We start from the raw sequence: 17699 nt of genomic DNA, 5'->3' as shown, positions 1-17699 counted from the left end.
CCTGAAAACAGCATGGCAGAGATTAGCAATAGTGACAAACCCGTTCTGGTGCTGTTGCACGGTTGGGGTGTTAATCAGGGGGTATGGCACACTTTATTAAACGATATTAGCCCTAAGGTTAGCGTGCTATGTCTCGATATACCGGGATTTGGTTTGGCACAGCAGTTACCCTCGCCTTACGATTTTGATGCCGTGTTGGCAGTACTAGCAACCCAAATACCAGCAAACAGTTTGGTATGCGGCTGGTCACTGGGTGGCTTGCTGGCGATTGCTCTGGCCGAACGCTACCCGTTAAAAGTAAAAGAGCTGGGTCTGATTGCGGCTACACCATGTTTTTTACGTCAAGCAGGCTGGCCGGGAATGAAAGAAGTGGTCATGCAACAGTTTGCACTGTCACTACAGCGTGATTTATCCCTGACCGTCAGTCGTTTTTTAGCGATTCAGGCCATGGGTTCAGCTACTGCTAAAAGTGATGCTGCAGCCCTTAAGCAGGCAATAGCCGCTTATCCGCAAGCCAGTTCGGTGGCACTGAGCGCGGGCTTGGCATTTCTGACCAACCAGGACTTACGGCAGAGCTTTGCGGCGTTGAGCCAGCCGGTTGTCGGGTGCTTCGGAGCGTTGGACTCCCTGGTGCCGCTTGGTGCTATCGCCGAATTACAAAGACTGCAGCCGGGCGGCCAATTTAACGTCTTAACTAAAGCTTCACATGCACCCTTTATTTCCCACCGCGTTGAATTTCTAAACTGGCTGAATGGCTGGCTGACTGCAGCAGGCTGACTATAATAACGAGGTTCGCTAATTAATCATCTTTCTTTTTAGTTCATTTTGGTTAATAATTAAGCATTAATTTGGTGAGGAGTGTGATGATGGAGATTCAATCAGCATTTAATGCCGGTTTGCAGGGATTCCAGCGTGCTTCAGCCGGCGTAACAGAAGCAACGGTTAATATTAACCGGCAGACAACTGCCAACCGCGAGCAGGCAGCTGCTGCTGAAACTGACGTGCGTCAGGCTGAAGCACCGGAACGTAACCGTGCTGCCCAGTCACAGGCACCGTCAGTGGAACAAAGTTTGGTGCAATTGACCAACGAATCACGTAACGCTGAAGCAAATGTGCGTTCAATTCAGGCTGCAGATCAGGCCTTAGGCACCATTATTGACGTCCGGGTGTAGGATCTGTGCAGATTACCTCTTATTATCCTAACGTTAGTATTAACACGGCAAACCCACCTACTGAGTTGGCTCGTCGTGATATGCAACGCCGCGAACTGGTTGAACCCGTTCGGGAAATGGATAAAGGTAAGGCAGAGCGGGCCGTTGTTTCTGATGATAAAGTCCGTAACAACGCTGGCACAGTAAGTAATTATGATGCCAATGGTAAAACCACTGAAACACCCCAGGCAATAGAAGGCCGGCCGGACCAGACTGACGATAATAACCCGCAGCAACAAGGCGAAACCAGTCAGCAGCAAAAGCAGCAACAGCAAGCTGAGCAGCAGGAGATAACTGAATTAAAGACCCGCGATCAGGAAGTTCGTAACCACGAGCAGGCCCACGCCAGTATTGGAGGTCGGTACGCCGGTGCCCCCAGTTACAGTTATGAATTGGGTCCGGACGGGCGTAAATATGCGGTGGCTGGAGAGGTGCAAATTGATATTGCACCGGTGCCGGGTGATCCGCAGGCCACGATTCAGAAAATGCAGCAGGTTAAAGCCGCCGCGCTGGCGCCGGCAGAACCCTCCTCTGCAGATCGGCGTATTGCCGCTGAGGCGGGTCTGCGTTTACTACAGGCACAAACAGAGCTGGTGGCTGAAAAAACCAGTTTGGCACAATCAAGCAATTCCAGTGACGCTGAAACTACTGCAGCAGGCCAACCGAGCGCGGCAATTGATACGTCTCAGATCCGCTATGGTAGCGAGGCTAATGGTGATACCCGCCCGTTGACGGGGCTGGTGTTTCCGGAGTTAGATACCCTGGCGCAAATGCAACGCCGATCTCAGGTTATTAGCCAGTTTTATCAACTGGCTACTGAACCCGCTCAACGGCCGTTACGTCAGCAAGCCTGAGTGTAACCAACACCCTATTTTTTAAATTTTGCCAAGGCATCGGCAAACGCATTGCCCATTGCTGCATTTGCTGGCTCTGGTTTAGCTGTTTTAGCGGCAGGCCGGCTGGCTTTAACATGTTTTGTGCTAGCTGTTTTATTGCCCTGCGCTTCTGACATTTTTGGCTGAGCTTGTTCATCAAGACGCATGGTCAGCGCAATTCGTTTGCGGTTAATATCGACCTCCAACACCTTCACTTTGACAATATCGCCTGCCTTAACGATCTGATGCGGGTCGCTGACGAACTTATCGGTCAGCGATGAGATATGTACCAGACCGTCCTGATGAACGCCCACATCGACAAAAGCGCCGAAATTAGTAACATTGGTGATCACGCCTTCAAGTAACATGCCGGGTTTCAGGTCCTGCAAGGTCTCCACACCGTCTTTAAAGTTGGCGGTTTTAAACTCAGGCCGGGGATCCCGTCCTGGTTTGTCCAGTTCTTTTAAAATATCGTTGATAGTGGGTAAGCCAAAATGCTCATCTACAAAAACCGCCGGGTCAATACTACTCAAAAACTGGCTATTACCCATAATGGCACTAACCGGTTGATTGGCCGTTTTAAGAATTTTCTCTACCAACGGGTAGGCCTCGGGGTGGACCGCCGAGGCATCCAAAGGGTTGTTGCCATGGTTAATTCTCAAAAAGCCGGCAGCTTGCTCGTAAGCTTTGGGGCCGAGTCTTGGCACCTTAAGTAGTTGTTTGCGCTCATTAAATCGGCCATTTTCATCGCGATATTGCACAATGTTCTGCGCCAGAGTTTTATTTAACCCGGCTACCCGGGCCAGTAAAGCGGCTGAGGCGGTGTTGAGGTCAACGCCGACCGCGGTTACACAATCTTCAACCACAGCATCGAGTGAGCGGGTAAGCAGGCTTTGGTTTACATCATGCTGATATTGACCTACGCCAATCGCTTTGGGCTCTATTTTTACCAGTTCGGCTAACGGATCCTGCAGGCGCCGACCAATCGACACGGCTCCACGCAACGACACATCGAGATTTGGAAATTCCAGCGCGGCAAGTTCCGATGCGGAATAAATCGAAGCACCTGCTTCAGATACCATGACTTTGCTCAGCGTGTCATTATCGACGGCTTTGATCACATCGCCGGCCAGCTTGTCGGTTTCACGAGAGGCTGTGCCATTACCAATAGCAATCAGTTCTACTTTATGTTGCTGGCATAGCTGACTGAGGGTACGCACAGATTTATCCCATAGATTTTGTGGCGCATGTGGGAAAATAGTAGTGTGGGTTAGCAGCTTGCCGGTTTCATCAATAACGGTACATTTTACCCCGGTACGTAAGCCCGGGTCCAGGGCCAGAGTCCGGCGCATTCCTGCTGGCGCCGCCATCAGTAAATCCGCCATATTGCGGGCAAATACTTTAATTGCTTCCAGTTCAGCGCGCTCACGAAGCTCGCTCAACAGGTCGTTTTCCAGATGCAAATGCAGTTTAACTTTCCAGGTCCACTGCACTACGGTGCGTAAAAAGGTATCGGCAGGCCGTTGCTGTTGACGAATATTAAAATGATCGGCCACCAATTGCTCACACAGGGCGTGGGCGCTTGCTTCATCGCTGTCGGGCACAAGCTGTAGCTGCAACACACCTTCATTACGACCACGAAACATGGCCAGGGCGCGATGTGAAGGTATGTTTTTCCAGGCTTCAGTATGGGCAAAGTAGTCGCGGAATTTACTACCTTCCTGCTCTTTACCGGCCACTACAGTACTTTTTAGTACGGCATCGCGGCTAAGTCTGGTGCGCAGGCGTGCCAGCAAGGTGGCATCTTCAGCGAAGCGTTCCATTAAAATAAACTTAACGCCATCCAGCACCGCTTTGCTATCAGCGAAACCCGCCTCAGTATTAATATATGCATTGGCTTGCTGCTCAGGATCCTGTTCAGGGTGAGCAAGAATGGCATCGGCCAGCGGGGCCAGGCCAGCTTCAATCGCCATCTGGCCTTTAGTGCGCCGTTTGGCTTTATACGGCAGATACAAGTCTTCCAGTCGGGTTTTGTTATCTGCGGCCAGAATGTCATGTTCTAATTCGTTGCTTAGCTTACCTTGCTCTGCAATGGTTTTTAAAATAACCTGCCGACGCTCTTCCAACTCACGCAGATAATTCAGTCGTTGATCGAGTAAACGTAATTGGGTATCGTCCAGCGCGCCGGTAACTTCTTTGCGGTAACGGGCAATAAAAGGCACAGTCGCGCCTTCATCTAGTAATGCTATGGCGGCGGCAACCTGCTCTGGCCGGGCGGCAATTTCACTGGCTATTTGTTTTACAATCATTGACATAACTATAGAATCCTTCGACTTCGCGGCCCCGGTGGCAGGCGAAGTATGATACGAAATATGAAAAGCAGGGTGAATTGTCTACTTTCAGCATGAAAAAATCCAATCTGATTACACGGGAAGGTTACGATATTCTGGAGCGGGAGCTGCGTTACCTGTGGAAAGAAGAGCGGCCGCGGGTAACCCAACAAGTATCAGAGGCGGCAGCGCTGGGTGATCGCTCTGAAAATGCAGAGTATATATACGGTAAAAAACGCTTACGTGAAATTGACCGCAGGGTACGTTTTTTAACGAAACGCCTCGAGCTGCTGCAGGTAGTGTACCCGTCAGCCAAGCTGCAGGGAAAAGTGTTTTTTGGTGCCTGGGTGCAACTGGAAGATGAGGCTGGCGAACTGAGGTGCTACCGGTTAGTTGGTCCGGACGAGTTTGATTTACGGCTCAATAAGCTAAGCATTGATTCACCCCTGGCCAGAGCGCTGCTAGGCAAAGTGGTTGAGGATGAAATTAAGGTGACTACACCTACCGGTGATCATTGGTATACGATTATTGCGGTCAGCTATCAACCTTTTGCGCCGATTGACTAACTGCAGCTTATAGTTAACCTGTGCTGCCGGTTTGTGGTAAAGCCTTGCGGCAACATTTTCTGGATGTAGTCGCCGTTAAGTTTGTTACCGGAGCCCGAAAGTCAGCAAGACAGACAAATTTTGTAACACAGTTTAACCGCTTGGGTAGTCCCATTGGCGGTTTTTTGGTTTATAGTGAAAAAAAACCACGGAAGCTTGTGAGATGACCAGCCAGGAAACCCTGAAAATTATTGTAGTAGATGATGATTTGCGATTACGCGCGCTACTTGAGCGTTATCTGGTTGAGCAAGGTTATCAGGTGCGAAGTGTCGGTAACTATGAACAAATGCAACGGCTGATGGAACGCGAGCATTTCCATCTGGTGGTGCTGGATTTAATGTTACCTGGTGAAGATGGTCTGTCCATTTGTCGCAAATTACGCCAGCAGAATAATGATGTGCCAATTATTATGTTAACCGCAAAGGGTGATGAAGTTGACCGGATTATCGGCCTGGAAATGGGCGCGGATGATTACTTACCGAAACCCTTTAATCCGCGTGAGTTGCTGGCGCGGATCCGTGCCGTGCTGCGCCGGAAAAGTAAAGATTTACCCGGCGCACCATCGCAGGAAGAAACGGTGATAAGTTTTGGTCCTTTTACTTTTAACTTAGCAACCCGTGAGATGCGCAAAGGTGACCAGCCGCTGCCCCTGACCAGTGGCGAATATGCGGTACTCAAAGTGCTGGTAAGCCATCCTCGTGAGCCGTTATCACGGGATAAACTGATGAATCAGGCCCGGGGCCGTGACTATTCTGCAATGGAGCGCAGTATTGATGTTCAGGTATCGCGTTTAAGAAGGATGTTGGAAGACGACGCCACTAACCCACGCTATATTCAAACCGTCTGGGGGCTGGGCTATGTATTTGTGCCAGATGGCAGCATTGCCTGATGCGGTTGTTACCCCGCAGCGCGTTTGGACAAACCGTATTTTTAATCGGTTTTTTGTTGCTGATTAATCAGCTGGTATCCTATGTATCGGTTGCCCTATATTTTATAAAGCCTACCACACAGCAAATAAACCATCTGATTGCCAAGCAAATTAAGGTAGTGTTTCTTGATGCTGGCCAGAATTCCCCGGTGTTATCTGCAGAGCTGACCCGCCGTTTTAGTGAAGCTACCGGAATTGAGGTATACACCGAAACCGAGGCAATGCGGAACGGTCTGGCAAATGCACGATACTATGGTTATTTTTCAGAGCAAATGTCAGCTGAGCTCGATGGCGAGGCCGAAGTACGTATCGAGCAGGGTAGTGCGTTTGCCTTCTGGGTACGTCCGCCGCAAGCGCCTCAATATTGGGTAAAAGTGCCGTTATCCGGCCTGGACGAAACTAATTTTTCGCCGCTGACTTTCTATTTGTTGTTAATTGGGGTGTTAAGTGTGGGTGGTGCCTGGGTATTTGCCCGTCATTTAAACCGACCGCTTAAATCATTGCAACAAGCCGCACTGCAAGTGGGGCGTGGTGATATTCCGCCACCATTAAATGCTGAAAAAGGGTCTACCGAAATTATTTCAGTGATCCGGGCCTTTAATTATATGGCTGAAGGCATTAAGCGTCTCGAGCAGGACAGAGCATTGTTAATGGCTGGAGTATCGCATGATTTGCGTACACCTCTTACCCGGATCCGGCTGGCATCAGAAATGATGACGGAGCAGGATAGCTGGATCAGGGACGGCATCATAAATGACATTGACGACATGAACGCCATTATCGATCAGTTTATCGATTTTCTGCGCCACCATAAGCAGGAAAGTTTACAAAGCGTCAATTTAAATGAATTAATAGATGAGCTGGTATTGGCTGAGCAGGTGCAGCAACGTCATTTTATTACCGAGCTCGATCCAAAATTACCGGCTGTGATGTTACGTAAAATCGCCATAAAAAGAGTGTTGAATAACCTGTTGGAAAACGCCTTGCGTTACAGCGATGGCGACATTGAGATAAGCACCGGCTATGAGAAAAGCCGCAAACAGCTGTATCTGGAAGTACGGGACCATGGACCGGGCATTCCGGAACACAAAATGGAGGCTATGTTTGCGCCCTTTACCCAGGGAGATGAAGCGCGTGGCAGTGGCGGCTCCGGTTTAGGGCTGGCGATTATCAAGAAAATTGTCGATATGCATCAGGGCAGTGTCAACTTGTTTAATCATGCCCATGGGGGGTTGGTCGTGAGGGTGTATCTTCCAGCAAAAATATAAATGGGCGCAGGGAGCCGTTTCAATTGTTATGATTGTTCAATTTTTTGATTGTTGAAATTAAAAAAGCCCTGAAATACAGGGCTTGTTATTTTAGAGAGACCCATTTTTATTGGTTAGTATTTTTTCTTTCCAGAATATCTAACCGGGCAGTGCGTACCAGCCCTGAGGCATTAATTTGCGCCAACAAGGTTACCAGTTCAACGTCGTTGACAGGTTGTAGGATATACACCCCGGTACTGCTGGCCGCGCGAACAACCTTTAGATTAAATTGCTGCAACAGATCCCGGATATCACTACCAGATTTACCAAGCACGCTGATATTGCCAGTAATGACACCCATTTCCCCGGTCATATTGTTGCGAACTACGGCGTTACGGCGAAACTCGAGCATCTGTTCAACGTCAGTTTCCTGGCCACGGTTAACCAATGACATACTACCGACGAAGTGGCGGCTATCGCCATAGGCCAGAGCCTGAGGCACCGCAACTAATTCTGGTTGTAATTGATACATACCATATTTAGCAGACTGACCATTCTTTATTGTCATGCTTGGCTTTTCCGCAACTTGGGTTTGAATTTCACGTTGCAATTCTTGTTTAAGATCTTGCGCGTAAGCACTATTCATTGCAAGACAAAGGGTAGTGGCTAATAAAGATACTTTGTATTTCATAAATAATTCCCTTGACTATTAATGACCAAATACCCGGATGGCTACGCCTTCCAGTACTGAGCTCTGCACATTGTTTTTATATCCTTCAGGCCAGACAGAGTTCGTCACTGCATAGTCTGCCGCATTAGTATCAATCACGCGAATTGTCCATAAGCCCTTAGCAGGTTCGCCATAAAACGCATTGGACAAAAATACTGAATTTTTAAGAATATAACCTTCGTTGTATCCGGAAGCGAAATCTAAGGATGGATCAGCAATTGCCTGTTTAGACGACAACAACACGCTTGAAGTTCCATTTGGTGAGGTAACTTCGATCGCCAGGTCAATACCCGCAGTAGTTTGGCTTGGGAATGAATCCGAGCGCAGTTCAGCATTAGCAACATCAAATGCAAACTGAACACCTTCGATTGTAATATCTTCTAAAACCTCGATTGTCTGCACAGCACCGGTAGCGTCGTTATCTGCTACCGCCAATGTGAGTGCCGCTTCGCCTGCCTGACTGCCTACAGCAACCCAATCACTGAAAATCTGCGCGGGTAATTCAGAGTGATAAGTTTTTGCCAGCGCTACAGCAGCACCCGCGTTAACCCGGCCAAAGCCATACAAGTTGTTGTGGCTATAACCTGCGGCATTTTCTACCCAACCCGGGTGCGCAATAAATTCGCCTTCACCGACCGTTAGCACGACGGCCTCGTTGTCAGGATCAACCTGAGTACTGGTTTTAACCAGAATATCTTTAATCTCACGATAAGACAGGTTTGGGTTTGCACTGTGGATCAGCGCAATTACGCCAGCAGCATTCGGTGCGGCTGATGAGGTACCGTTAAAGGTACTTGTATAGTTGCAGCTGGCATTTTCTGGATGACCCGGTGAATTAAAAGGTGTAAACGCCGCATCAAATTCTGGCCAGCCACCCGCATCGACACTGGGGAAACTACTATAACCACGTAAACAGGTCATTTGGTCTGTTGTTACCATTGCGGGCGCAAAGTCGCCATACTCACCGGCAGGTGCAGACACGAGTACGTTGGCACCGGCTGTCGAGTAACTGGTGTGCTTGCCGTTAGAATTTACCGCGGCAACAGAAAAATAGAACGGGGTATTCTGAGATGGTTCGAAGTTGCCGTTTAAACACGTCAGTCCCAACTGATTTGCCGCGCTACAGATAGAGCCAGTCCAACTATTGTTACCAGGTCTGCGGAAACTGTTGCCACTGGATTTGGTATTGACCGCACCTAAACCAGATCGAAGCTGGGTAGCAGAAAATTCCTGAACGGCTTCTTCAAAGAAGTCGTAGGAAATTATTGCCGGATAGCTGATACCGTAGCTGCGGTTAAACACGGTGAGTGGTTCACTTTCAGTAATGCCACTGCCTGGAATACCATGGCTCAACGCGGCATTAAGATCAGTCTGAGCGTTCAGATAGTTCATGCCAATCAATTTAGCATCCGGAGCGACGCCACGCCCGCCCATGCCATTCCAACCTTCGGCTGCAATTAAACCGGCGACGCTGGTGCCGTGGTCACCTAACGCATTTGTTGAGGTCGGGTCGGTTACATTTAATGCGCCGGTAGCCATGTTTAGTGACCGGTTAGGCATGATGTTGGCGCTGAGATCCTCATGTGCTAATTCAAGACCAGAATCCACTACTACTGCAATACTGCCTGCACCGGTAACGTTTTGCTGAAACGCGCCAACGACATTCATATCTTCGCCCGGAGCGAGTATAGTTGGATCGACACGAGCATTAATCCAGCTATCAGCCTGTGCTTCACTAAAGTTGGCTTCTGCAATCAAAAACGCTTTAATAGTTTCAAGATTAAGCGAAAACGCTTTCTGACCTGTGTTGTTTAAATGCCATTGCTGATAAGCAAGAGGGTCGGATGTTGGCGCGGCGATTTTTAAATTAGCGCTTGCCGATAAACTGCCGTCAGTGACAGTGTAATGAATGTCCGTTGCTTGGTCTTGTAATGGCAAAAAGCTAAAAGTAGTCCCCTGAATTGTCAGTACGCCGTTGGCTAATGTATACACTCCCTGCCGGGGCGTTACAATCGAACCATTCTCGCGAATCGTGGAAATACGTAACGTATCTCCCGGATTTACATCACTGACAGTAAAACTACCTTCAACTTGTTTCCAGCTTTGAGCTGAGGAAACTACTACGTTAAAAGCCTCGGGTGCAATATTTTTGCTACCACCGCAGGCGGTGACAGATAATGCAACGGCTACTGCAAGGCCGCTTATTCTGTATTGGTTAGTTTTCAACATGTTCTTCCTAGTTGCACAAGCTATTATTATATTTTCCAATCACCTGAGTTACAGCTAATTACGTATGTAAAAATTGTGACGGACACGGAGCTTATAAGGAAAGGAATATCATTAAAAGTGTTTTTTATTGCGGAAAAAGCGCTGTACTTTTTTTTAAAAAAAACCAAAACAGGCTAATTTTAACGAATAACCACGTGTTGATTCGTCTGACCGTACCGGAAAATATAGGGTGGAGTGAGCATAATGGCTGAAGAATTTGGTAAAAATTGCCCCGCATTAGCGGGGCTGTTTTGTTACAACTGATTACATATTTGTTGTAACTCAGCTGCACTAAACAGATACAGCTGATTGCAGTACTCGCAGGTCATTTCCAGTTTACCTTCAGCAATGTGCTCAGCCAGGGCCTCTTTGCCAATACTAAACAACGCCGTTTCGCACTTCTGGCGTGAGCAGCCGCAAACAAATCTGACTTGCTGTGCTGGGAATAGCTCAACCTGGTCCTGATGAAACAGTCGGTATAGCATCTCTTCAGCGGGCAACGTCAGCAATTCGCTGCCGGTAACCGTGTCGGCAAGTACCACTATATCGGCAAAATCGGCCGCTGCCTTTTCTGCTTCAACCGGTAAAACTTGCAGCATTAAGCCTGCGGCACTATTTCTTGCGCCAATGTCAGCAAATATATACAGGCGGGTGGGTAGCTGTTCTGATTGGGCAAAATAGCCTTCTAAGGTACTGGTTAACGTGTCGCCTGTCAGCGGGATGATCCCCTGATAACGTTCGCCCTGGCGGGGAGTTATCGTAACAATCATATAACCCTCGCCAATTAACTCACGAAAACTATCGCCACTCAGTTCGGCTTGCAGTCTTACTACAGCCCGAAAATTCTGATTATTATCACCATTTACCGCGGCAAACTTAACCGGACCATCGCCCTGCAACTGCACCGCAATTTCGCCATCAAATTTTAAAGTTGCGGTTATTAAACTCGTTGCCACTACTAATTCAGCCAACAAGTGTTTCACCGGCAACGGATAGTGATGGTTTTGCAGCATCTTATCTAGGCTATCTGCAACCTGTACCAGCTCGCCTCTGACATGTTTTTGCTGAAACAAAAAGCGGTGTAATGTATCCTGGTTCATAAATTCTCTCTTACTGCTTTGATTTTAAAAGTAATAACTGGCGTCGCATTTTTTTATCTGGTTTCGTGTCCGGATGCGGTGCAAACAGACTGTTGGTCTTGCGCAGTTCTGCTCGGGCCAGACGTTGCTCAGTACTCGCTTCGGTTTCCTGATACAGTGCCTGCGCCAGAGGCGCCGCCAGCCGTCTTTCCGACAACCCCACTACCGTTACTGTTTTTTCATCAGTACCTTGCGCCAGCTTAATGGTGGCGCCAATCTCCACCTGGCGGCTTGCTTTGCAACGCTGGTCATTGTAGTGTACTTTCCCGCCTTCGATCATGCTCTTCGCCAGGGCGCGGGTTTTATAAAAGCGGCAGGCCCAGAGCCATTTGTCCAGCCTGATGCTGTCGTTTTGCTGTGTTTTGGCCTGTGGTGTTGTCATAATTAACCTGTATGCTGAACTGAATGTGCATTATAGTGCCAAACAACGGGTGAAGCGTACCCCCGGGTTTATTTTCACTGTTAGTATTTTGTAAAAATACTGACTTACCCTTGTTGGTATGCTGACAACTGAGTAAGATGAAACCGAATTTATTATAAGAAAGCTGAAATGAATCTGTCCTTGTCGATGCAAGATTTTAACCGCGTCAGCCAGCGTCTGCCGGTCAGTACCTTACGTAAGCTGCTGAACCTGACTCTGGTGCTGTTGCTTGCCTGGCTATTGGCGCGTTTGAGCTGGCAATTGTTGCCAGAGCCCGAGTTTAGCCGCCCCCTAACAGTACAGCAAACGGGGGTTGCAACAACAGGTACTGCTAACACCTCGCTTGAGCAACTGTTAAATTACTCCCTGTTTGGCGAGGTGACGGCCGAACCCGAGCGGGCGGCTCCGGTAGTGACAGAAGCACCAAAAACTCAGCTTAATGTCAAACTTACCGGCGTGGTTGCTCAGACTGATCCAAACAGTGGCAGTGCGATTATCGAAAGTCGGGGTAGCGAAGGTACCTACGCCATTGATGATACGATTGATGGTACTAACGCAGTTTTAAAACAAGTATTAATTGACCGGGTACTCATTCAGCAAGCAGGTCGTTTTGAAACCCTGATGCTCGATGGTATTGAATATACCAAAATGGCGCAGGCCAATGCCGGGCTTGGGCGGGAGGATAACCCCGAGCCCAGTTATGAAAATGAATTGATTGCCTCACCTCAGGCCGAAGCTCCGGCGCTGGAGGCTAGTGATTTAGGCGTGAGTCGGGATGAATTGCTGGCAGAGCCAATGAAGTTTTTTGATTATATCCGGGTGTCACCGCAGCAACGCGATGGTGCCCTGGTGGGTTACAAATTGATGCCAGGTAAAGACCCGGCTTTGTTTACCCAGCTAGGTCTGCAGCAAAATGATTTAGCAATAGAGATTAATGGTATTCCGCTTAATGATATGCAGCAGGCAATGCGGGTGATTAACGAGCTAAGAGATGCCAGTGAAGCAGCAATTAAAATAGAACGTGACGGCGAAATCAGAGATATTCTGGTTAGCCTTTCGCAATAAAATAATTAGATAACAATTGGTTAAATTCTCATGATATCAGGTGGTTTTTTCAGGGGTTCAGGGCGTGCGTTAGCTGGTTTACTGGCAGGTGCTCTGTTAAGTTTTGCGGCAGTAGCTGATACTGAACAAGTGCAGTATTCACCTAATTTTAAAGGCACGGATATCAACGAATTTATCAATATCGTTGGTATGAACCTGAAAAAAACCATTATCGTGGACCCCCAGGTACGGGGTCGGATTAATGTCCGCAGTTATGAAATGCTAAATGAAGAGCAGTACTATCAGTTTTTCTTAAACGTGTTGGAAGTATACAGTTTTGCCGTAGTGGAAATGGAAAGCGGTATATTAAAAGTGGTACGTAATAAAGATGCCAAAACCTCCAATATACCCGTGGTAGGAGACGACGACCCCGGCTACGGTGATGAAATGGTAACCCGGGTAGTGCAGGTTCGGAACGTCTCTGTCCGCGAGCTGGCACCGTTGCTGCGGCAGTTTAGTAACCAGGCCGGTGGTGGCCATGTGGTTAACTACGACCCGTCCAACGTTATTATGATGACCGGACCGGCTGCAGTAGTTAACCGAATTGTTGATATTATTCAACGGGTAGATAAAGCCGGTGATCAGGAGTTAGAGATTCTGAAACTGGAATTTGCTTCAGCCGGTGAAATTGTCCGGATTCTGGAAAGTATCTACAAAAGCCAGGGCCGGGCGGAACAGCCTGATTTTCTGATCCCGAAAATCGTTGCTGACGAGCGCACTAACAGTGTCATTGTCAGTGGTGAGCTACAAGCCCGGCAGCGGGTTATTGAATTGGCAAAGCGGCTGGATGCCGAGCTTAAAACCAGCGGTAACACCCGGGTTTATTATTTAAAATATGCCAAGGCCGAAGAGCTGGTGCCGGTTTTAAAAGGGGTAAGTGAGTCTATTGTTGCTGAAGTGCAGGGGGCTACCGGAGCAGCTGGCGCACAGGGCGCCCGGCGTACCCAGGGCTCTGGCCGGGAAATCAGTATTGAAGCGCATGCCGACAGTAATTCACTGGTGGTTACCGCTCAACCGGATATGATGCGCTCGTTAGAAGATGTTATTCGCCAACTGGATATTCGCCGCGCTCAGGTTTTGGTAGAAGCCATTATTGTAGAAGTATTTGAAGGTGATGGCACCGATTTTGGTGTGCAGTGGCTTAATGCTAACGGTGGCGGTACTAACTTTACCGGCGGTAATACGATTCCGATTATCGGCGTAGCGGCTGGGGCAGCTCAGGCATCGCAAGTTACTCGGGGGCAAACAGTTCAGACCCGTGATCCTGCGACGGGTGAACTAATCACTACCACCACTGCAGATTCTAACCGTGACTACTCAATGCTGGCGAATGTGCTACAAGGGTTAAACGGCGCTATGCTTGGGTTCTATAGTGGCGATTGGGCAGCCATTTTGCAAGCCGTTCGCACCAGCACGAATTCTAATGTGCTGGCCACACCGCACATTACTACGATGGATAACCAGGAAGCCTTCTTTTTAGTTGGCCAGGAAGTACCGGTTATTACCGGTTCAACAACCGGTGCCAACAATACTAACCCGTTCCAGCAGGTGCAGCGTCAGGAAGTGGGTATTAAGCTCAAAGTAACCCCGCAAATTAATGAAGGCAACGCGGTGCAGCTAACCATTGAACAGGAAGTCTCCAGTATTGGCGGCGCTACTGCGGTCGATATCACGATCAATAAACGCGAAATTAAGACCACGGTAATTACGGACGACGGTGCAACTGTCGTACTGGGCGGCTTAATTGACGAAGACGTGCAGGAAAGTGAATCAAAAGTTCCACTTCTGGGTGATATCCCCTTTCTGGGGCATTTGTTTAAATCGACCAGCGTGACCAAACAAAAGCGTAACCTGATGGTGTTTATTAAAGCGACTATTGTGCGCGAAGGCTCGGCTATTTCGGGAATCTCCAAAGCAAAATATAACCATATCCGGGCTGAGCAATTGTTGCGTGATGAAGAAGGTATTCGGCTGATGCCAAATACCAATCAGGTGGTATTACCTGAATGGGATGAGTCACTGGCAATACCGCCCACTTTTGAGCGTTATATGCAGGAGCAACAACAACAACCAGCAGAGCCGCAACCTGCAACCGGAATTCGTGACTGATGGAAGGCCTGGTAGCAGAAGAAGAAGTTAAACCAGTGAGCAGCCGTATCCGGCTGCCGTTTAGTTTTGCCAAGCGTCATGGCGTATTGCTCCAACAACAGCCGAACGGTTGGCTATTGTATGTGCAACCCACCACCCGGCCAGAATCGGTGCTGGAGGTACGGCGTTTACTGGCGGAAGGTTTTACCGTTAAGGCACTGTCGGCTACAGAGTTTGAAACATTACTCGAAGCCAGCTATCAGCGTGATTCCTCTGAAGCGCAACAGCTAATGGAAGATATTGGTAACGAGGTTAATCTGGCCTCGCTGGCCGATGATATCCCGGAAACCGAAGATCTGCTGGAGAATGAAGACGACGCACCCATCATTAAGTTGATCAATGCCATGCTGGGCGAGGCCATTAAGCTCGGTGCTTCGGATATTCATATTGAAACCTTTGAGAAAGCCCTGATTATCCGCTTCAGGGTGGATGGTTTGTTACGGGAGGTATTACGCCCTAATCGGCGATTATCCAGCTTGCTGGTGTCCCGGATTAAAGTCATGTCAAAAATGGATATTGCGGAGAAGCGGGTGCCGCAGGACGGTCGTATCAGTCTTAGGATTGCCGGGCGTGCTGTGGATGTGCGGGTGTCGACCATGCCATCGAGCCATGGTGAGCGAGTAGTATTGCGTTTGCTGGATAAAAACAATTCGCACTTAAACCTGGCCGATTTAGGCATGACGCTGGCTGTGCAACAGGCTTTTTCAAAACTTATTTTAAAACCTCATGGCATTATTCTGGTTACCGGACCGACAGGTTCTGGTAAAAGCACCACTTTGTATGCCGGTTTAACCGAAATAAATACCAAAGATCGTAATATCCTGACAGTTGAAGACCCAATAGAGTACGAACTTGAAGGGGTAGGGCAAACCCAGGTAAATACTAAAGTTAATATGACCTTTGCCCGTGGTTTGAGGGCGATCTTGCGGCAAGACCCCGATGTCGTAATGGTGGGTGAAATCCGCGATCTGGAAACGGCACAAATTGCTGTCCAGGCCAGCTTAACCGGCCATTTAGTATTGTCTACCCTCCATACTAATACGGCGGCCGGTGCCATAACCCGTTTAGAAGACATGGGCGTTGAAGCGTTTTTGTTGTCTTCCAGTTTACTCGGTGTGTTGGCGCAACGGCTGGTGCGTACCCTGTGCAGCCACTGTAAAGAATTGCACGAGCCGGATAAAGAAGAGCGCAATTTACTGGGGATCAGTAAAAAAGAAGACCAGCACATATACCGCGCTAAAGGGTGTGAGCATTGCAATTTCACCGGCTATCGTGGCCGTACCGGCATTCACGAATTGCTGCAGGTTGATGAGTCCATTCGCGAGATGATTCACAACGGCAAAGGTGAGCAGTCTATTGAAAAGTATGCACGGGCGCATAGCCCTAGCATCCGGGTTGATGGCTTTAGCAAAGTTCTGGCTGGCGAAACCACCCTCGAAGAGGTATTGCGGGTTACCCGCGAGGATGTGTAATGGCCGCATTTGAATACCAGGCGCTGGATTTACGCGGCAAGAAAAATAAAGGGGTGCTGGAGGCCGACAACGCCCGCCATGCCCGGCAGCTATTACGTGAGCAAAAACTGCAGCCTCTTAGTGTGGAACTGGCCTCACAACAGGAAAAGCTGGTGGCGTCGGGCCGCAAGTGGTTAAGCCGCAAGATCTCTGCGTCTGAATTGGCGCTGCTGACCCGCCAGTTAGCGACGCTGGTTGAGGCGGCCTTACCCATTGAAAGTGCTTTACTGGCCGTTGCCGAGCAATGTGAAAAACCGCGGTTGCAGAATATGATGATGGCCGTGCGCTCCAAAGTGGTAGAAGGGTATACCCTGGCAGAGGGCCTGGCAGAGTTTCCACACGTATTTGACCATTTGTTTCGCTCGATGGTGGCTGCCGGCGAAAAATCAGGCCACTTAGAACAGGTATTAAATAGGCTGGCCGATTATACCGAACAGCGTCAACACATGCGAAGCCAGGTGTTACAAGCGCTATTGTATCCGATAATTTTAACCTTTTTTGCAGTGCTGGTGATTAGCATTTTATTGGCGGCCGTAGTGCCGAAGATTGTTGGTCAATTTGAACATATGGGCCAATCTCTACCTGGTACTACTTTATTTTTGATTGCTGCCAGTGATTTTATCCGTAATTACGGCATCGTAGTGTTAATCGCGCTAATGCTGGCAGCAGTGTTCTGGCAGCGAGCGCTGCGTAAACCCGAGCTTAAATACCGGTGGGATCGCTTTACCCTCAGGCTTGGTATGTTTGGCAAGGTTAGCCGCGGTTTGAATACTGCCCGTTTCGCCCGTACGCTAAGTATTCTTAATGCCAGCTCAGTACCGCTATTAGAAGCAATGCGGATAAGTGCTGATGTACTGAGTAACAGCTATATGAAAGAAGCCGTAACGGAGGCAACCGGCCGGGTCAGGGAGGGTACCTCGCTGCGAAACGCGCTTGAACAAACCAAGATGTTTCCGCCAATGATGTTGCATATGATTGCCAGCGGAGAAAAAAGCGGCCAGTTGGATAGTATGCTGGAACGGGCAGCCAATGCTCAGGATAAGGAATTTGAGACATTGGTGACGGTGTCGTTAAAAGTTTTTGAACCTGTGCTGGTATCCGTGATGGCGGGTATGGTGCTTTTTATTGTTATGGCAATATTACAACCAATTTTAGCGTTAAATAATATGGTAGGTGGATAAC

General features: G+C 48.7%; 15 protein-coding genes. 10 read left to right on the top strand and 5 right to left on the bottom strand.

The features are described 5' to 3' along the window. Window positions 1-12: 12 nt before the first annotated feature. The 3 genes from bioH to B2Q61_RS13385 all read left to right on the top strand — a co-directional run bounded on the left by bioH (window position 13) and on the right by B2Q61_RS13385 (window position 2065). Window positions 13-777 carry a pimeloyl-ACP methyl ester esterase BioH gene (gene bioH / locus B2Q61_RS13395; RefSeq protein ID WP_290618350.1) on the top strand — a complete coding sequence of 255 codons (765 nt, stop codon included), beginning with the start codon at window positions 13-15 and terminating at the stop codon, window positions 775-777. A gap of 86 nt (window positions 778-863) precedes the next feature. Continuing rightward, entirely contained in the window at window positions 864-1172 is a 309-nt protein-coding gene (locus tag B2Q61_RS13390; RefSeq protein ID WP_290618352.1) for an excinuclease ATPase subunit, read from the top strand. 5 nt (window positions 1173-1177) lie between these two features. Then, window positions 1178-2065 carry a putative metalloprotease CJM1_0395 family protein gene (locus B2Q61_RS13385; protein WP_290618354.1) on the top strand — a complete coding sequence of 296 codons (888 nt, stop codon included), beginning with the start codon at window positions 1178-1180 and terminating at the stop codon, window positions 2063-2065. Between the two features lie 14 nt (window positions 2066-2079). Here B2Q61_RS13385 and B2Q61_RS13380 read toward each other — a convergent pair whose 3' ends face one another. Then, window positions 2080-4401 carry a Tex family protein gene (locus B2Q61_RS13380; protein ID WP_290618355.1) on the bottom strand — a complete coding sequence of 774 codons (2322 nt, stop codon included), beginning with the start codon at window positions 4399-4401 and terminating at the stop codon, window positions 2080-2082. 74 nt (window positions 4402-4475) lie between these two features. Here B2Q61_RS13380 and greB point away from each other — a divergent pair, with 74 nt between their 5' ends. From greB to envZ, 3 genes are all read left to right on the top strand, one after another. Beyond that, entirely contained in the window at window positions 4476-4982 is a 507-nt protein-coding gene (gene greB / locus B2Q61_RS13375) for a transcription elongation factor GreB (protein WP_349678750.1), read from the top strand. A gap of 202 nt (window positions 4983-5184) precedes the next feature. After that, window positions 5185-5910 carry a two-component system response regulator OmpR gene (ompR, locus tag B2Q61_RS13370; protein ID WP_141397766.1) on the top strand — a complete coding sequence of 242 codons (726 nt, stop codon included), beginning with the start codon at window positions 5185-5187 and terminating at the stop codon, window positions 5908-5910. Further along, window positions 5910-7217, top strand: a complete 1308-nt coding sequence (envZ, locus tag B2Q61_RS13365; protein WP_290618356.1) for a two-component system sensor histidine kinase EnvZ — start codon at window positions 5910-5912, stop codon at window positions 7215-7217. The genes ompR and envZ overlap by 1 nt, the downstream gene beginning before the upstream one ends. Window positions 7218-7323: 106 nt before the next feature. Here the strand turns inward: envZ and B2Q61_RS13360 are convergent, their stop codons facing one another. The 4 genes from B2Q61_RS13360 to hslR form a co-directional block, all read right to left on the bottom strand. Beyond that, entirely contained in the window at window positions 7324-7887 is a 564-nt protein-coding gene (locus tag B2Q61_RS13360; protein ID WP_290618357.1) for a hypothetical protein, read from the bottom strand. Between the two features lie 18 nt (window positions 7888-7905). Next, a complete protein-coding gene (locus B2Q61_RS13355) occupies window positions 7906-10155 on the bottom strand; it encodes a S8 family serine peptidase (RefSeq protein ID WP_290618358.1) in 2250 nt (749 codons plus the stop codon). A 293-nt stretch (window positions 10156-10448) separates the two neighbouring features. Further along, the gene (gene hslO, locus B2Q61_RS13350; RefSeq protein WP_290618359.1) at window positions 10449-11294 is read right to left on the bottom strand and encodes an Hsp33 family molecular chaperone HslO; all 846 of its coding nucleotides are present in this window, start codon (window positions 11292-11294) and stop codon (window positions 10449-10451) included. Window positions 11295-11304: 10 nt separating this feature from the next. Beyond that, window positions 11305-11715, bottom strand: a complete 411-nt coding sequence (gene hslR / locus B2Q61_RS13345) for a ribosome-associated heat shock protein Hsp15 (protein ID WP_290618360.1) — start codon at window positions 11713-11715, stop codon at window positions 11305-11307. A 168-nt stretch (window positions 11716-11883) separates the two neighbouring features. Between hslR and gspC the strand changes: the two genes are divergently transcribed. The 4 genes from gspC to gspF are packed head-to-tail and all read left to right on the top strand — an operon-like array spanning window position 11884 to window position 17698. Continuing rightward, a complete protein-coding gene (gspC, locus tag B2Q61_RS13340; protein ID WP_290618362.1) occupies window positions 11884-12819 on the top strand; it encodes a type II secretion system protein GspC in 936 nt (311 codons plus the stop codon). A gap of 30 nt (window positions 12820-12849) precedes the next feature. Next, window positions 12850-14967, top strand: a complete 2118-nt coding sequence (gene gspD, locus B2Q61_RS13335; protein WP_290618364.1) for a type II secretion system secretin GspD — start codon at window positions 12850-12852, stop codon at window positions 14965-14967. After that, window positions 14967-16478 carry a type II secretion system ATPase GspE gene (gene gspE / locus B2Q61_RS13330; protein WP_290618366.1) on the top strand — a complete coding sequence of 504 codons (1512 nt, stop codon included), beginning with the start codon at window positions 14967-14969 and terminating at the stop codon, window positions 16476-16478. The genes gspD and gspE overlap by 1 nt, the downstream gene beginning before the upstream one ends. Then, complete coding sequence (gene gspF, locus B2Q61_RS13325; RefSeq protein ID WP_290618368.1) at window positions 16478-17698, top strand: type II secretion system inner membrane protein GspF; 1221 nt, start codon at window positions 16478-16480, stop codon at window positions 17696-17698. The genes gspE and gspF overlap by 1 nt, the downstream gene beginning before the upstream one ends. Window position 17699 lies beyond the last annotated feature (1 nt).

The organism is Arsukibacterium sp. UBA5043, assembly GCA_002415085.1.
Classification (GTDB): Bacteria; Pseudomonadota; Gammaproteobacteria; order Enterobacterales; family Alteromonadaceae; genus Alishewanella.
This window is presented reverse-complemented; position numbering and strand designations above follow the sequence as displayed.

What these genes read in the sequence shown, in the direction of transcription:
- gspE (WP_290618366.1), top strand. Translation starts at nt 14,967, where the DNA reads ATGGAAGGCCTGGTAGCAGAAGAAGAAGTTAAACCAGTGAGCAGCCGT.
- B2Q61_RS13360 (WP_290618357.1), bottom strand. Translation starts at nt 7,887, where the DNA reads ATGAAATACAAAGTATCTTTATTAGCCACTACCCTTTGTCTTGCAATG.
- gspF (WP_290618368.1), top strand. Translation starts at nt 16,478, where the DNA reads ATGGCCGCATTTGAATACCAGGCGCTGGATTTACGCGGCAAGAAAAAT.
- B2Q61_RS13380 (WP_290618355.1), bottom strand. Translation starts at nt 4,401, where the DNA reads ATGTCAATGATTGTAAAACAAATAGCCAGTGAAATTGCCGCCCGGCCA.
- hslR (WP_290618360.1), bottom strand. Translation starts at nt 11,715, where the DNA reads ATGACAACACCACAGGCCAAAACACAGCAAAACGACAGCATCAGGCTG.
- ompR (WP_141397766.1), top strand. Translation starts at nt 5,185, where the DNA reads ATGACCAGCCAGGAAACCCTGAAAATTATTGTAGTAGATGATGATTTG.
- B2Q61_RS13355 (WP_290618358.1), bottom strand. Translation starts at nt 10,155, where the DNA reads ATGTTGAAAACTAACCAATACAGAATAAGCGGCCTTGCAGTAGCCGTT.
- bioH (WP_290618350.1), top strand. Translation starts at nt 13, where the DNA reads ATGGCAGAGATTAGCAATAGTGACAAACCCGTTCTGGTGCTGTTGCAC.
- gspC (WP_290618362.1), top strand. Translation starts at nt 11,884, where the DNA reads ATGAATCTGTCCTTGTCGATGCAAGATTTTAACCGCGTCAGCCAGCGT.
- hslO (WP_290618359.1), bottom strand. Translation starts at nt 11,294, where the DNA reads ATGAACCAGGATACATTACACCGCTTTTTGTTTCAGCAAAAACATGTC.
- gspD (WP_290618364.1), top strand. Translation starts at nt 12,850, where the DNA reads ATGATATCAGGTGGTTTTTTCAGGGGTTCAGGGCGTGCGTTAGCTGGT.
- B2Q61_RS13390 (WP_290618352.1), top strand. Translation starts at nt 864, where the DNA reads ATGATGGAGATTCAATCAGCATTTAATGCCGGTTTGCAGGGATTCCAG.
- envZ (WP_290618356.1), top strand. Translation starts at nt 5,910, where the DNA reads ATGCGGTTGTTACCCCGCAGCGCGTTTGGACAAACCGTATTTTTAATC.